This is a genomic window from Halomonas sp. NYA30 (assembly GCF_976980765.1).
Genome location: NZ_OZ334477.1, coordinates 2,484,037 through 2,498,223 on the forward strand (window position 1 = coordinate 2,484,037; position 14,187 = coordinate 2,498,223).

14 protein-coding genes are annotated in these 14,187 nt (G+C 55.2%); 7 read left to right on the forward strand and 7 right to left on the reverse strand.

Annotated features, from left to right (window positions below):
* Positions 1 to 15 precede the first annotated feature (15 nt).
* Complete coding sequence (gene sohB / locus ACWI0H_RS11530) at positions 16 to 1,059, reverse strand: protease SohB (RefSeq protein WP_485873527.1); 1,044 nt, start codon at positions 1,057 to 1,059, stop codon at positions 16 to 18.
* Between the two features lie 181 nt (positions 1,060 to 1,240).
* On the opposite strand from sohB, the gene ACWI0H_RS11535 reads away from it, so the two are divergent.
* A complete protein-coding gene (locus ACWI0H_RS11535; protein WP_088701392.1) occupies positions 1,241 to 1,552 on the forward strand; it encodes an SCP2 sterol-binding domain-containing protein in 312 nt (103 codons plus the stop codon).
* A 25-nt stretch (positions 1,553 to 1,577) separates the two neighbouring features.
* On the opposite strand, the gene nudC is transcribed toward ACWI0H_RS11535, so the two are convergent.
* Genes nudC through ACWI0H_RS11555 form a run of 4 tightly spaced genes read right to left on the reverse strand, consistent with a single transcriptional unit; the run spans position 1,578 to position 4,458 of the window.
* Positions 1,578 to 2,363 carry an NAD(+) diphosphatase gene (gene nudC / locus ACWI0H_RS11540; protein ID WP_133732847.1) on the reverse strand — a complete coding sequence of 262 codons (786 nt, stop codon included), beginning with the start codon at positions 2,361 to 2,363 and terminating at the stop codon, positions 1,578 to 1,580.
* On the reverse strand, positions 2,356 to 3,093 hold the full coding sequence (gene dnaQ, locus ACWI0H_RS11545) for a DNA polymerase III subunit epsilon (protein ID WP_485876211.1): 738 nt from the start codon (positions 3,091 to 3,093) through the stop codon (positions 2,356 to 2,358). The genes nudC and dnaQ overlap by 8 nt, the downstream gene beginning before the upstream one ends.
* A complete protein-coding gene (gene rnhA, locus ACWI0H_RS11550) occupies positions 3,093 to 3,563 on the reverse strand; it encodes a ribonuclease HI (protein ID WP_485873528.1) in 471 nt (156 codons plus the stop codon). The genes dnaQ and rnhA overlap by 1 nt, the downstream gene beginning before the upstream one ends.
* On the reverse strand, positions 3,556 to 4,458 hold the full coding sequence (locus ACWI0H_RS11555; protein ID WP_485873529.1) for a class I SAM-dependent methyltransferase: 903 nt from the start codon (positions 4,456 to 4,458) through the stop codon (positions 3,556 to 3,558). The genes rnhA and ACWI0H_RS11555 overlap by 8 nt, the downstream gene beginning before the upstream one ends.
* A 111-nt stretch (positions 4,459 to 4,569) precedes the next feature.
* On the opposite strand from ACWI0H_RS11555, the gene gloB reads away from it, so the two are divergent.
* The 6 genes from gloB (at position 4,570) to ACWI0H_RS11585 (ending at position 12,395) form a co-directional block, all read left to right on the forward strand.
* Positions 4,570 to 5,337: a hydroxyacylglutathione hydrolase gene (gene gloB, locus ACWI0H_RS11560; protein WP_133732851.1), complete on the forward strand. Its 768-nt coding sequence runs from the start codon at positions 4,570 to 4,572 to the stop codon at positions 5,335 to 5,337.
* A 30-nt stretch (positions 5,338 to 5,367) separates the two neighbouring features.
* Positions 5,368 to 6,591 (forward strand): transglycosylase SLT domain-containing protein, encoded by a 1,224-nt coding sequence (locus ACWI0H_RS11565; RefSeq protein ID WP_133732852.1) that lies wholly within the window; start codon positions 5,368 to 5,370, stop codon positions 6,589 to 6,591.
* 42 nt (positions 6,592 to 6,633) lie between these two features.
* A complete protein-coding gene (locus ACWI0H_RS11570) occupies positions 6,634 to 8,589 on the forward strand; it encodes an extracellular solute-binding protein (protein WP_485873530.1) in 1,956 nt (651 codons plus the stop codon).
* Positions 8,590 to 8,666: 77 nt separating this feature from the next.
* Positions 8,667 to 9,740: a microcin C ABC transporter permease YejB gene (locus ACWI0H_RS11575; RefSeq protein ID WP_133732854.1), complete on the forward strand. Its 1,074-nt coding sequence runs from the start codon at positions 8,667 to 8,669 to the stop codon at positions 9,738 to 9,740.
* A 2-nt stretch (positions 9,741 to 9,742) separates the two neighbouring features.
* On the forward strand, positions 9,743 to 10,819 hold the full coding sequence (locus ACWI0H_RS11580; RefSeq protein ID WP_485873531.1) for an ABC transporter permease: 1,077 nt from the start codon (positions 9,743 to 9,745) through the stop codon (positions 10,817 to 10,819).
* The gene (locus ACWI0H_RS11585) at positions 10,812 to 12,395 is read left to right on the forward strand and encodes an ABC transporter ATP-binding protein (RefSeq protein WP_485873532.1); all 1,584 of its coding nucleotides are present in this window, start codon (positions 10,812 to 10,814) and stop codon (positions 12,393 to 12,395) included. Before ACWI0H_RS11580 ends, ACWI0H_RS11585 begins: the two co-directional genes overlap by 8 nt.
* A gap of 241 nt (positions 12,396 to 12,636) precedes the next feature.
* Here ACWI0H_RS11585 and ACWI0H_RS11590 read toward each other — a convergent pair whose 3' ends face one another.
* Complete coding sequence (locus tag ACWI0H_RS11590) at positions 12,637 to 13,341, reverse strand: pseudouridine synthase (protein WP_035586347.1); 705 nt, start codon at positions 13,339 to 13,341, stop codon at positions 12,637 to 12,639.
* A 2-nt stretch (positions 13,342 to 13,343) separates the two neighbouring features.
* Entirely contained in the window at positions 13,344 to 14,156 is an 813-nt protein-coding gene (locus ACWI0H_RS11595) for an amidohydrolase (RefSeq protein ID WP_485873533.1), read from the reverse strand.
* Between the last annotated feature and the right edge of the window lie 31 nt (positions 14,157 to 14,187).

Consider the following 14,187-nt stretch of genomic DNA (forward strand, 5'->3'; position numbering starts at 1 on the left):
CTCCAAGATTTAACCTCAGCGCCGCTGCCACCCAGCGGCGTCGATTAGGCCAAGCGCTTTCAGCGCAGCTTTTTCAACGCCTTCTGAAATGGCCAATCCCAGTTTACGACTGACGGTTTTAGGGGCTTCTAGCTTCACTGTGAATACTTGCGCCTCGCTCATACGTTCAACCAGATAGGCTTCGCTGGTTCCTACGCTGTCGACAAGCTGAAGCGATAATGCCTCGCTGCCGTACCAAATTTCGCCTGTGGCGAGGGTATCGATATCCATGGCGGGACGCCGTTCTGCCACATAGCCTTTAAACAAGCGGTGCGTATTCTCTAAGTCCTCCAAGAACTTTGCTTTGCCCTCTTCGGTATTTTCACCCAGCACGGTTAAGGTACGCTTGTATTTACCGGCGGTCAGCAGTTCTACGTCAACATCGTGGCGCTTTAGCAGACGATGAATATTGGGCACTTGCGCCACCACGCCGATAGAGCCAATCACTGCAAAGGGCGCGGCCTTAATGTGCTGCGCGGTACAGGCCATCAGGTAACCACCGCTTGCCGCCACCTTGTCGATACACACGGTTGTGTTTAGCCCCGCCGTGCGCAGCCGGTCTAACTGCGCCGCCGCCAACCCATAGGCATGCACCAGTCCACCCGCGGATTCAAGCCGCACCACTACCTCGTCTTCCTTAGCAGCGACACCGATGATGGCCGACACCTCTTGAGCAAAATGCTCGGTTTGCGAGGCTTTCAGATCGCCGTAAAAGTCGAGCACCCAAACCCGCGCCGCTGAGGCGGCATCCTGCTCCGTTTTGTGCTCTTTGTGACGTTTTTTATCTTCACTACGAAATAGTTTCAGCAGTTTTTTGCGTGCACCAGGAAGCGTGGCAGCCAGCCGCAAACGCCGAACACGGCGGCGGCGTTGATCGTTAAGTGGCTCGATCGTGAGTTTCAGCTCGCTCTCTTTGTCCTGCTTGGTTCGTGCAATCAGCAGCAGGCCAAAGCCTATTAGCGCCATCACGATGGTGGTTTGCACAACAAAGGTGCCTATCTCTGCTACCCATTCACTCATTGACGTTCTCCATTAGAGGATTAATTCCTTTATAGCTCGTGCGATGTATATGCGTTTGTTGATAGTGACTAGCGCGCTTGATTGGAACGCCCGTATGAAATAACCTCGCTTGCCTTTACGATTGTTTCTTTTGGCTATGGTCGCTAGCCTTAGCCTGATCTACTTAACCGAGAGATATGTTATGTCAAACAACACCCTTGAGAAGCTAAAAGCGCGTTTTAATCCTGCAGCAGCAAAGGGCATGGATGAAGTTTTCCAGTTTCACTTTACCGATGCAGGCAGCTACTACTTAAATATCCAGGATGGCACGCTGGACGTACAAGAGGGTGAGCATGACGATCCTTCTGTCAGCTTGAGCCTTACCACTGACACGCTAAAAGGGATTATGAGCGGTGAGATCAATGGCATGACGGCCTTTATGACCGGTAAGCTAAAAGCGACCGGTAATGTCATGCTGGCCACTAAGCTGACTAGCTTATTCCCTAGCGAGTAGTCATCATATCGGCACGCGGCGCCGCTTACTCTTCGCGCCAGCGTGCCAAATGGGTTTCTATCAGCTCCCGGGATATCGAGTAAGGCGGCGGCAGAGAGGGCAACTGACGAGGCGAAAACCACGCCGCATCGCTAATCTCCACCCCATCGATGCGAATGCGCCGGGTAGTGGCTTCGGCGAAGTAACCAAACATCAGCGAGTGCGGGAATGGCCACGCCTGACTTTGGTGATAACGCAGTTGATCGATATGCACGCCCACTTCCTCAAACACCTCCCGGTGCACCGCCTCTTCCGCTGACTCTCCCGGCTCGATAAAACCCGCCAAGGTGGAGTAGCGCCCGGGTGGAAAGCGCGGACTACGGGCCAACAGCATCGCCTCCCCGCTGGTCACCAGCGTGATAATACACGGTGAGATACGCGGATAGTTGCGGTGCCCACAGGCGTGGCAGTGCATAGCGAATTCCGCAGTCAGCTTGGTGGCCGGTGCCCCACAGCGGCCGCAGAATCGGTGATTCTCTAACCATGCACCTACCTGCAGCGCCGTGGAGAGCAGGCTAAACCAAGCGGTTGAAAGCTCGCTCATCCATTGCCGACCATCAATCCAATCGTTGCCAGCCTGGGACTCCACAAGCAGCGCCACCGGCTCATCATCCCAGTAACATAGCGGCTGCATCTGCTCTGTCCAGGGTTGATAGGGCTGCAACGGGGTTAACTCTTCGCTGCCGTTTAACGGTGCGGGCGCCAATAAACTACGCGAAAGCCGAATCACCCGCCCTGCTTGTTCGTGATGGGGAATTTCTCGCCTAAGCATCGCTGGCCGCACCCTCAAACCAGTTCAATTGATGCGCCTTGCACTTGGCCTGGTGGGCCGCTCGCTCTTCGTCGGTGGGCCGCACCACGCGCAGTTGGCCCTGCGTTAAAGAAAGCCGCTGAATCGACATCCCCTCATTGGAGGTATCCGCCTGCTCCTGTTCCGCTGCGGAGGCCGCGTCTAACGTTAACGCGGTCTGCCCACCGGTCATCGCCAGATACACTTCGGCGAGGATTTCAGAGTCTAACAGTGCGCCGTGCAGCACCCGGTGGCCGTTGTCGATATCGTAGCGTTTGCACAATGCATCAAGACTGTTGCGCTGGCCGGGGTGCATCTTCCTAGCCATGGTCAGCGTATCTAATACGCCGCAATGATCCCTTACCGGCCCCAGCACAGGAGATTTACGCTGCCGATTCAACATGCCCAGCTCGTGGTCAATAAAGCCCACATCGAACGGAGCGTTATGAATCACCAGCTCTGCGCCTTCGATAAAGGCCCAAAACTCATCGGCAATGGCCGCGAATACCGGCTCGTTAGCAACTCTGGCGTCATCAATCCCGTGAACTTCGACGACTTCAGCGTCGATATGCCGCTCAGGGTTGATGTATTGATGATAAGTGCGGCCAGTGAAGCGTCGATTGACCATCTCAATGGCACCAATTTCGACTAGGCGATGGCCATCTTTGGGGTCGATACCCGTGGTTTCAGTATCCAAGATCACCTGACGCATCATGCTCTCCTTTTTTGGTGCTCATCAATCGCTTCATTGGCCAGCGCATCGGCGCGCTCGTTGCCTGGGTGCCCGCTGTGCCCTTTTACCCAGTGCCACTCGACCTGGTGACGCTTGGTCTCTTCGTGCAGGGTCTTCCACAGCTCGGCATTTTTGACCGGCTGCTTGGCAGCGGTTTTCCAGCCGCGCTTGATCCAATTATGAATCCACTGGGTGATCCCCTGGCGAACATATTGGGAGTCAGTCCAGAGCGCCACTTCACAAGGGGTATTAAGCGTACGTAGCGCCATTATCGCGGCCATTAACTCCATGCGATTATTAGTGGTATCTGCTTCATAGCCTTTCAAGGTTTTCTCATGCTCGCCACTCGCCAGCACGACACCCCATCCGCCAGGCCCTGGGTTACCCCTACAAGCCCCATCGGTATACACCGTTACCCGAGGTAGATCTCCCGCCGCCTCTTTAGTCAATCTCTTGATCCCCCGGTCTATGTAAAACAGATTTATGTAAAACAGGCTTCTGTGGGTCAACTTTATTTGAATCAGCTGTGTGCCTATCCGTTTGCCGCGTTTTGGCTTGCGATGTTCCAGCGGGAGGCGTTTGATAAGCTTGATAGTGGGCGGATGAGCCTGAGCGGGTAACACCCAGCGACGCCGGGGACGCTGGCGCCTTCAAACCAAATCTCAAACGCTGCACCGGCGCTTGGCGCTGCTGTCGGCGTGCTTGAATCATATAACTTTCGCCCAGTGGCAGGTTATGCCGCCGCCCTAACGACTCCCAATACTCACCGCACTTGGCATTCATCCGCCCCCGAAAACAGCAATAGTCTACCCGCTCAACCTCAAAGTCGACAAACGCCAACCAGTCCCGCAGGCGGCTAGCCGAGCGCCAGGTACCGCTCCAGGGAAAGCTCTGTTGGCGCTTTCGCAACTGCCGGGTAAGGCCGCTCACGCCGATAGGGTTAAAGCCAAACAGCACCAGAATGCCGTTGTCAGCAGTGACACGCGCGGCCTCCTGGAGCGTGAAGTGGGCATCGGTTAACTGCTCAAGCCAGTGGTGAATGACCATCACATCTAAACAGCGATCCGGCAGCGCAAGCTGATCCGGTGGGCATACCAAGGTGCTATCGTTTTCGGCTAACTGATGCGTAGGCGACCAGCGTATGGGGTGCGCAATGGCCGACATGGTCATCAATGCCGGCCCCATGCTCATTTCCAAGCTGTGGCCGCCCACACGGGATTCCACCACGGGCCCTAAGCAGGCACGCTGGGTTTCCCACAGCGAACGCCCCGCCTCTGTTTGCCAATAAGGCTGGCTACTTTGTAAGCGCTTAGCCAGTGTCGTGGCCGTCGTCGAATTTGACATGAACAGCGCTTCCCTCCACAGTAACGGCTTTTTAACGCCTTTTACGCACCGATTCAGCGCTAATAAGCGCAATGTTTGATGTGTTTTTTCGTAACTTAAAGGATCTCGCCGATGATGAGCGTGACACCGATCCCCGCCCTTAGCGACAACTATATTTGGCTATTAAGACAAGATACCAGCCAAAGCGTTTGTGTGGTGGATCCCGGTGAAGCTGCCCCGGTGATCGAGTTTCTTGAACGTGAGTCGCTTACCCTCAAATGCATTCTGATTACCCACCATCATCATGATCATACGGGTGGTTTAGCAGAGTTAATTAAACGCTACTCTCCACACGTTATCGGCCCCGACAATCCCAAGATTGAAGGCATCGATGAAACCGTGGGTGACGGCGACGAAGTCCGCATCATGGGGCGTTTATTTGACGTCATGGCGACCCCCGGCCATACGCTGGATCATATCAGCTACTTCACAGCCGGTATCCCTGCACTACTGTTCTGCGGTGACACCCTTTTTTGCGCGGGCTGCGGTCGTCTATTCGAAGGCACCCCTGAGCAAATGTACACCGCGCTGAAAAAATTTGCGGAACTCCCTGAAGATACACTGGTCTTTGCAGCCCATGAGTACACTCAGGCAAACCTGACGTTTGCCCGTGCTGCGGATCCTGAAAACGAAGACGTTAAACACGCCTTGCAGGAGTGTGAAAAGGCGCGGGCATTGGATCGCCCCACCTTACCCAGCACGATAGGACGCGAGCTGAAAATTAATCCCTACCTTCGCGTGGGCACTGATAGCGTGCGCCAAGCGGCAGGCACCCAGGGTGTTAATAATGATGATCTCGCTACGTTCACCACTCTGCGTGAGTGGAAGAACCGTTTTTAAGAACGCTATCGAAACCAAACGAATGCAACTATGACCTATCGAACGATTCGCCAGCGCTTGATGCTGAGCGCGGGCAGTACCGTAATAATGGGCCTAATGTTAGCCGCTGCGGCAAGCTCACAAGCCTCTGCGACAGCCTATGAAGGATCTACTGCATCAACCAGTAAATCAGTAGATGCTACAAAACCACACCCCACGCCGTTCCAAATCCATTTTTGGGAGGCGCTGGAACTGAAACCCCAAGACGCCTGGACAACGCTGCGGAAAAGCTTTCAGTGGCAAGAGAAGTCACTGCCTGCCGAGGCCCAAGCGCGGGTAGACGAATGGATTGAGTACTACCGTTCCAGCCCCGAAAACATTGCCACTATTACCGAACGAGCCACCCCCTGGCTTGCCTGGATTACCCAGCAGGTTAGCGAGCGCGGTCTACCCGGCGAAGTCGCTTTAATCCCCTTTGTCGAGAGTTCCTTTGACCCCGGCGCGCGAAGTCATCGCGGTGCTGCAGGGCTATGGCAGTTTATGCCCGGCACCGGTGATGCATTGGGCTTGGTACGTAACGGAAACTACGATGGCCGGTTAGATGTTTTGACCTCCACCGAGGCAGCGCTGGACTACTTGGAAATGCAGGCCGACCAGTGGTATGAAGGCGATCTAATGCTTTCATTAGCGGCTTATAATGCCGGCGCTGGCACCGTTAATCGCGCTCAACGTCAGGCCCAAAGCCAGGGCCTAAACGGTGAGTACTGGGATCTTTCGCTGCCCTACGAAACCATGCAGTATGTGCCCAAGCTGAAAGCCATCGCGACGATTATTAACGACCCAGAGCAGTACGGTGTCAGCTTGCCGGAAATACACGTTGATCCGGCCTTCGCTAAAGTTAAGCTAGACCACGCTGTGACGCTCTCAGAAGCTTCTCAACTGTTGGATGTTAGCCAAACTGCGTTAGCCGAATTAAATCCCGGTCTGCTCAATGGCAGCATTGACCCCCGCAGTGCACAAACGCTGCTGGTACCTGAAGAAGTGGATACCCAGGTTCTTGCGCAACTTGCGCAGGACGGCAATCAAACACAAGACAGCAACCAAGCATTTGCGCAAAACAGTAGTGGCAATACCCACCGCGTTGAAAGAGGCGACAGCCTCTCTGCGATCGCGGCCAGATATAATATTGACCAGCAAGACCTTATACGCTGGAATTCGATTGACCGCCCCGGCGCTCTGCAACCAGGCCAGCTGCTGACACTATCAGGGCGTTAAACCGGGTTAACTAGTTGGCTTTGTTCACATGGGATGTCTCCAATGCCGCGTGGTTTGTTTTTTGCGAAAACGCTTCTACTCATCAGTGGCCTGCTGTTCAACGTATCAATACTGGCTTCAGACGCCGACACGATAGCGTCAGAGTCGGCGTCTAACAGCGATTCGTCTATCACCGCGCCCAACTCCAATGTGGTGGGTGATTTGAATACAGACGCAAACAACGTGGTGCCGGTTGAAACAGTTCATGGGCTATCGCTTTACGATAGCCCCGAGCTACCAGCCGATTTCCCCTACTTCCCGCATGTAAACCCACAGGCCCCTAAAGGCGGCACCATTACCCATACCGCCGTGGGGAGCAGCTTTGACTCAACCAATCCGTTTATTATTCGCGGTACGCCGGTCACTGGCATTTCACAAATTTACGACACCCTTATGGCCAGCAACCCGAACGAGCCCTTTAGCCTCTACGGCTTGCTGGCCGAAGGCGTGCGCCTTGACCCTGAAAGGGAGTGGATTGAGTTCGACCTGCGCCCTGAAGCGCGTTTTCAAGACGGAGAGCCTGTCACCGCCTACGATGTGGTGTTCTCGCTTAACCTGCTCCGCGAAGAGGGAAATCCGTTTTACGCCAGTTACTACGCGGGGGTGGAAGAAGCCATCGCCCTCAATGAGCATCAGGTACGGTTCACCTTCAACGACACTCAATCCCGAGAGCTGCCGTTAATCGTCGCCCAACTGCCCATACTCCCCCGCCACTACTGGGAGCCCCGCGAATTCTCCTCCCCTACCCTTGCGGCACACCCAGGCTCCGGGCCCTACCGCATTAGCGAAGTAGACCCAGGTAGGCGCATTGTTTATCAGCGTGATGATGATTATTGGGGTAAAGATTTACCGGTCAACGTTGGCCGATACAACATTGATCGCATCATTTACGACTACTACCGTGATAGGGATATTGCCTGGGAAGCGTTTAAAGCGGGTCTCACCGACTTTCGTATCGATGCACGCGCCGCCACTTGGGCAATTGGCTACGACTTTCCAGCTTATGAAGAGGGCTTGGTAAAGCGGCTAACGGTACCGGACGTTAACCCTTCGATGATGCAGGCGTTTGTCTTCAACCTGCGTAAAGAAAAGTTCCAAGACCCCAGAGTGCGGGAAGCGTTGAGCCTGACCTTCGATTTCCCGTGGCTCAACACCAATATTTTTTACGGCACCTATCAGCGTACTGAGAGCTTTTTCCAAAATTCAGAGATGGAAGCCACCGGCTTACCCTCTGAGGAGGAACTGGCGCTGTTGGAGCCCTTCCGGGAGGAGTTGATGGCCTCTCATGGCTCTGACCGTCTCTTTACTCAGCCACTGCCTATCGATGAGCCCATCGAGCTGCGCGAGCGGCTTCGCAGAGCGCTCGACTTACTCCGCGAAGCGGGCTATCGCGTTGAAGACGGCGTACTGGTTAACCAGCAAACCGGGCGACCCTTAAGTCTGGAAGTGCTGCTCTACGACTCAGGGCTTGAACGGGTGGTGCAGCCCATGCTCCGTAACATGGCCCGCCTGGGTGTGCAGACGTCGCTGCGTATCGTTGATATTAATCAGTATTTAAACCGACAGCGTAATTATGACTATGACATAGTGATCAGTCATTTCCCTCAGTCGAACAACCCGGGCAATGAACAGCGCGACTTCTGGACCAGCGCCGCCGCCGAGGCACCGCAAAGCCGTAACCGGATGGCGCTGGCACATCCGGCGGTCGATGCGCTGGTGGAGGAAATCATTAGTGCCAATGGCCGTGAAGAGTTGGATACTGCCACGCGCGCGCTGGACCGGGTGCTGCGCTGGGGATTTTATGTGATTCCCCACTACCACTCTGGGGAGACCCGCATCGCCATTTGGGATAAGTTCGGCTACCCCGAGCCCTTCCCCAAATACGCCATGGATCTGGATGCGTGGTGGGTAGACACCGACCGTGAAGCAGAACTGCAGCGCCGCCAGCGCGGCCGTTAACTTTGGCCCAATTACAACTGCTTAATCGCAACGGCTTGTCTTCAACGGTTTCATCGTCATAAACCTCGGAGTGCTCTGTGGCCCGTTATACCCTACGCCGACTGCTGCTAATGATTCCGACCCTTTTCGGGATCATGCTACTCAATTTTATTATTGTTCAGGCGGCGCCGGGTGGGCCAATTGATCAGATGCTGGCGCGTTTTGAAGGCGCCGACGCCATGGCCAGCACTCGCTTGGATATGGGTGGCGCCGATGTCCAGGTCAGCGATGACTCCCGGGGCGCCCGAGGTATCGACCCACGCTTTATCGAACAGCTAGAGCAGCAGTTTGGTTTTGACAAACCCGCCCACGAACGCTTTATCGGCATGATGGCGGATTACCTCACCCTCGATTTTGGCACCAGTTTCTTCCGCGACCGCCCGGTAACAGATCTGATGATCGAGCGACTGCCGGTTTCCATATCGCTAGGGCTCTGGACGACGCTGCTGGTCTATTTAATCTCTATCCCATTAGGCATTAAAAAAGCGCTACGCCACGGCTCCCGGTTTGACGTTTGGTCGTCGGGGTTAGTGATTGTCGGCTATGCCATTCCGGGCTTCCTGTTTGCCATCCTGCTCATTGTTCTGTTTGCCGGGGGGACCTACTGGGACTTATTCCCTTTACGCGGTTTGACCTCACCCGACTTCGACCAGCTTTCAGCCTGGGGCAAAGTCAAAGACTACTTTTGGCATATCACGCTGCCGGTGATCGCCGCCTCAATTGGCAGCTTTGCCACGCTGACGATGCTAACTAAAAACAGCTTTCTCGATGAGATTCACAAGCAGTATGTGATTACCGCCCGCGCCAAGGGCGCCGACGAGCGGCGCGTGCTTTACGGTCATGTATTTCGCAATGCCATGCTGATTATTATCGCGGGCCTACCCGCCGCCATGATCGGTATTTTCTTCACCGGCGCACTGTTGATCGAAGTTATCTTCTCCCTGGATGGTCTGGGTCTGCTCGGTTTCGAAGCGGTCATGCAGCGGGATTACCCGGTGATATTCGGCACCCTGTTCCTGTATACCGTGATCGGCTTAATCCTCAAGCTGATTTCCGATTTGACCTACGTGTGGGTAGATCCGCGTATCGACTTTTCGACTCGGGAGTCGTGATAATGGCCTCTTTATCGTCACGTTTATCGCCTATTACTCGCCGTCGACTGGCCGCTTTTAAAGCCAATCGCCGTGCACGGGTGTCACTCTGGTTATTTACCACGCTGTTTATCCTCAGCCTGTTTGCCGAGCTCATTGCTAACGACAAACCGATCATCATGCAGTACGACGGCCAGTGGTACTTTCCCATGCTGGTGGACTACCCAGAAACCGAGTTTGACGGCTTTCTACCGACCCGAACGGACTATCTGGATCCCTTTGTTCAGCAACAAATTGATGATCACGGCTGGGCGCTGTGGCCCATCATTCCATTTTCATACCAGACCCTGGACATGAATATGACCCGCCCTTCTCCGGCACCGCCGGATAGCCGCCACTGGCTGGGCACCGATGACCAGGGCCGGGATGTGACCGCAAGGGTGATTTATGGTTTTCGACTCTCGGTAGCCTTCGCGCTGGTACTTACCGCAGGATCGTTAGTTGTCGGTGTCGTGGTTGGGGGTGTACAGGGCTACTTTGGCGGCAAAGTTGATTTGATCGGTCAGCGATTCACCGAAATTTGGTCCGGCTTGCCGGTGCTCTTCCTGCTGATTATTTTAGCCAGCTTTGTTCAGCCGGGGTTTTGGTGGCTGCTGGGGATTATGCTGCTCTTCTCGTGGTTGGGTCTGGTGGATATCGTACGCGCCGAGTTCCTGCGGGCGCGTAATTTGGAGTATGTACGCGCAGCCAAAGCCATGGGCTTGCCATCACGCTTGATCATGTGGCGCCACGTGCTACCCAATGCCATGGTCGCCACGCTAACGTTTATTCCATTTCTGTTTACCGGCGCTATTGGCACCTTGACCGCTCTGGATTTTCTCGGCTTCGGCCTGCCTCCAGGCGCTCCCTCGCTAGGTGAACTGGCGGCCCAGGGCAAAAACAATCTGCACGCCCCTTGGCTGGGCATCACGGCATTTATGACCCTGGCGATCATGCTTTCGCTGTTGGTATTTATCGGCGAAGGCTTGCGCGATGCCTTTGATCCCCGCCACGTACAACAGCGCCAAGCAGGCCCTGCCCAGGAGACTCAGCATGTCTAACCCCCTGCTGCGCATTGAACACCTTGATGTCGCTTTCGATAACACCCCGGTGGTGCACTCCCTCTCGCTAACCCTCAACGCGGGTGAAACCCTGGCGATTGTCGGTGAGTCCGGCTCGGGTAAATCGGTATCGGCGCTGGGCATGGTGAATCTGCTGCCCAGTAATGCCACCGTTCAAGGCGAACGCTGGCTGGGCGATACCAATCTGGCCACGTTAACGGAAACTGATTGGAACACCGTGCGCGGTAATCGCGTCGGTTTTATCTTCCAGGAGCCGATGACCTCGCTCAATCCCCTGCATCGGGTGGGTAAGCAGATCGGCGAAGCATTGCGGTTGCATCAAGGGCTGCGCGGCCAAGCGGCCCGTGAGCGCAGCAAAGAACTGCTGGAACAAGTGAAACTGCCGCGCCCAGAAGAGCTGTTAGATGCCTGGCCCCACCAACTCTCGGGTGGGCAGCGCCAGCGGGTGATGATTGCCATGGCGATTGCCAACAATCCCTCACTGCTGATTGCCGATGAGCCCACCACCGCCCTGGACGTGACGGTGCAGCAGGAGATACTTGCCCTGCTGCGTGAACTGCGCGACCACCACGCCATGGGCATGCTGTTTATCAGTCATGACTTGAACCTGGTGCGCCGTCACGCGGATCGCATCTGCGTCATGCATCAGGGGCGGATACAGGAAATCGGACCGGTTGAGCAGGTCTTTCAACACCCGCAAAGTGATTACACCAAAGCGCTGCTCGCCGCCGAGCCAGAAGGTAGACCCCAGGCCATTAAGCAAGCGCCACCGCTGTTAACGGCTCGTCAGTTGAGCGTAAGCTTTAAGCGCACCAAAACCGGCTTGTTCAAGCGCCAGCCGCCTGCGTTTGTGGCAGTTCAGCCCACCGATTTTCAGATCACGCCGGGCGAGACCCTGGGCATTGTAGGGGAGTCAGGGTCGGGCAAAACCACGCTGGCGTCGGCCGTCATGCGGCTGGTCACTAGCCAAGGCGATGTTACCCTTGGCAACGACAAACTAAGCTCCCTGTCCGGTGATGATTTGCGACGCCAGCGCCACCGTTTTCAGATGGTGTTTCAGGATCCCTATGGCGCCCTTTCGCCGCGCATGCCGGTCTTCGATATTGTCAGTGAGGGGCTGCGCTTTCATTACCCCCACCTGACTGACAAAGAAGTCACCCAGCGGGTTAACCAAACCCTTCAAGAAGTGGGTTTGCCCGAGAGTTGTGCTGCGCGCTACCCCCATGAGTTTTCCGGTGGTCAACGCCAGCGCATTGCCGTGGCCCGAGCGATCATCCTGGAGCCAGAACTGCTGGTGCTTGATGAACCCACTTCTGCATTAGACCGCACGGTACAGAAGCAGCTTGTTACCCTGCTGCGCGACCTTCAGGCCCGCAGGCAGTTGAGTTATCTGTTCATTAGTCACGATCTCGCCGTTATTCGCGCCATGGCCCATCGCATTATGGTGCTCAAAGATGGCGAAGTGGTCGAACAAGGCCCCTGTCTGGACGTGCTTTCTGCGCCACAGCATGCCTACACTCGAGCACTGATTGCGGCTGCTCACTTAGCCCCTTAAAATTCAGCTCCTTAGTACTTATCACATTAGTACTTATCACATTAGTACTTATCACCTTAGTAGTTAGCAACGGCTAACCGCTATTGGCAAGAGGTCGTTCTAGCTTGCGACCTCACTTTCTGATTGGCAAAAAAATCTGGGAATTACTGAAGCTGAATTTACAAGATAACGGTATAAATATTCAATTAAAATAAAGCCGCTCACCCTTCCAGGCAGCGGCTAAAGAATACTTACTAAGTATTCAGAACAGCGCAATTTCGTCGTCAGTCAACTCACGCCACTCGCCGGGCGCAAGGTTAGCATCCAAGGCTAAATCACCGATGGAGCTGCGGTGCAGAGAGTTCACATGATTCCCTAAGGCGGCAAACATACGCTTTACCTGGTGATAGCGCCCTTCGGTAATCGTCAGCTCCGCCTGGGTGGGCGATAGCAGCCGCAGCGTCGCGGGCTGAGTCAGCGTCTCTTCGCCATCTAGCATCAGGCCATCCGCCACCTGGCCAATCGCCCACTCTGCCGCCGCACCCTCCATGGGTTCAGCAAGCTCTGCGATATAGACCTTGGCGCAGCGATGGCGCGGCGAGGTCACACGGTGCGACCACTGGCCGTCATCGGTTAACAACAGCAGGCCCGTCGTGTCCACATCCAAGCGCCCCACCGGCTGTAAGCGTTCGGCTTTGGGCAGATCAATCAGGTCGATTGCGCGCTGGTAAAGGCCGCGGCGGGCATTACATTCAACGTCCACCGGCTTGTGCAGCATAATATAGCGTACGCCTACCAGCGCCAGCCGCTCGCCATTAAGAACAACCACATCGTTATCGGTATCGATTTGAGTAGCCGATTGCTTGATCGGCTCACCATTGAGGGTGACTTCGCCGTTCTTAAGTGCTCGCTTGGCGAGGCTACGGGTTAACGGTGAGGTTTCACTTAAAAAGCGATCAAGGCGCATCATTAACCCACTCCTGGCAGCAGCTTAAAATGGTCGGCATCTTGCCAAGCAGGAAATTTTTCACGAAAAGCATCAAGGGTAGTTTTATCCAGCGTGCCCGTCTCTATAAACGGGGTATGGGCAGGTTTATCAATTAGCGGTTCGCCTTTGAAGTCGACCAACAGGGAGTCGCCGCTGTAGGCAAGCCCTTTGGCATCTTCTCCAACGCGATTAACGCCAATTACATAGCTTAGGTTCTCTACCGCGCGGGCCTGGAGCAGCGTACGCCATGGATGACGACGCGGTGCTGGCCAGTTGGCGATACACAGCAGCGCATCATACTCGAAATGCTCACCTTCTGCTGGCTGCTGGCGCATCCACACCGGAAAACGCAGGTCGTAGCAAACGCTCAGCAGCAGCTTAAAGCCATTAAGCTCTACCACTTTACGCTCACTGCCCATACCGTAGCGCTCATGCTCCCCGGCCATACGGAATAGGTGGCGCTTGTCGTAGTGGGTTAACTCCCCCTCCGGCGTTGCCCAGATCAAGCGATTATAAAACTCACCGTTCTCTTCAATCGCCACGCTGCCAGTCATAACACAGTTACGCGCCTTCGCCTGGGCCTGTAGCCAGGCAACGCTTTGGCTCTCTGCCATCGGCTGGGCCATTTCGCGGGAGTTCATGGTAAAGCCAGTGGCAAACATTTCCGGCAATACAATAAGATCCGTATCGCGGCTATCCAACTCGCCCAGCAACTTCTCAAGATGGGTGTGGTTGGCCTGGGGGTCTTCCCAGCGCAGATCGCACTGCACTAGCGTGTTCCTAAGTTGACTCACTTAACACCTCCAATTCGTCAGTCTCAAGGCA

Excerpts from the sequence above, each read along its gene's own strand:
- sohB (WP_485873527.1), bottom strand. The coding sequence starts at position 1,059 with ATGAGTGAATGGGTAGCAGAGATAGGCACCTTTGTTGTGCAAACCACC.
- ACWI0H_RS11535 (WP_088701392.1), top strand. The coding sequence starts at position 1,241 with ATGTCAAACAACACCCTTGAGAAGCTAAAAGCGCGTTTTAATCCTGCA.
- nudC (WP_133732847.1), bottom strand. The coding sequence starts at position 2,363 with ATGCTTAGGCGAGAAATTCCCCATCACGAACAAGCAGGGCGGGTGATT.
- dnaQ (WP_485876211.1), bottom strand. The coding sequence starts at position 3,093 with ATGCGTCAGGTGATCTTGGATACTGAAACCACGGGTATCGACCCCAAA.
- ACWI0H_RS11555 (WP_485873529.1), bottom strand. The coding sequence starts at position 4,458 with ATGTCAAATTCGACGACGGCCACGACACTGGCTAAGCGCTTACAAAGT.
- gloB (WP_133732851.1), top strand. The coding sequence starts at position 4,570 with ATGATGAGCGTGACACCGATCCCCGCCCTTAGCGACAACTATATTTGG.
- ACWI0H_RS11565 (WP_133732852.1), top strand. The coding sequence starts at position 5,368 with ATGACCTATCGAACGATTCGCCAGCGCTTGATGCTGAGCGCGGGCAGT.
- ACWI0H_RS11570 (WP_485873530.1), top strand. The coding sequence starts at position 6,634 with ATGCCGCGTGGTTTGTTTTTTGCGAAAACGCTTCTACTCATCAGTGGC.
- ACWI0H_RS11580 (WP_485873531.1), top strand. The coding sequence starts at position 9,743 with ATGGCCTCTTTATCGTCACGTTTATCGCCTATTACTCGCCGTCGACTG.
- ACWI0H_RS11585 (WP_485873532.1), top strand. The coding sequence starts at position 10,812 with ATGTCTAACCCCCTGCTGCGCATTGAACACCTTGATGTCGCTTTCGAT.
- ACWI0H_RS11590 (WP_035586347.1), bottom strand. The coding sequence starts at position 13,341 with ATGCGCCTTGATCGCTTTTTAAGTGAAACCTCACCGTTAACCCGTAGC.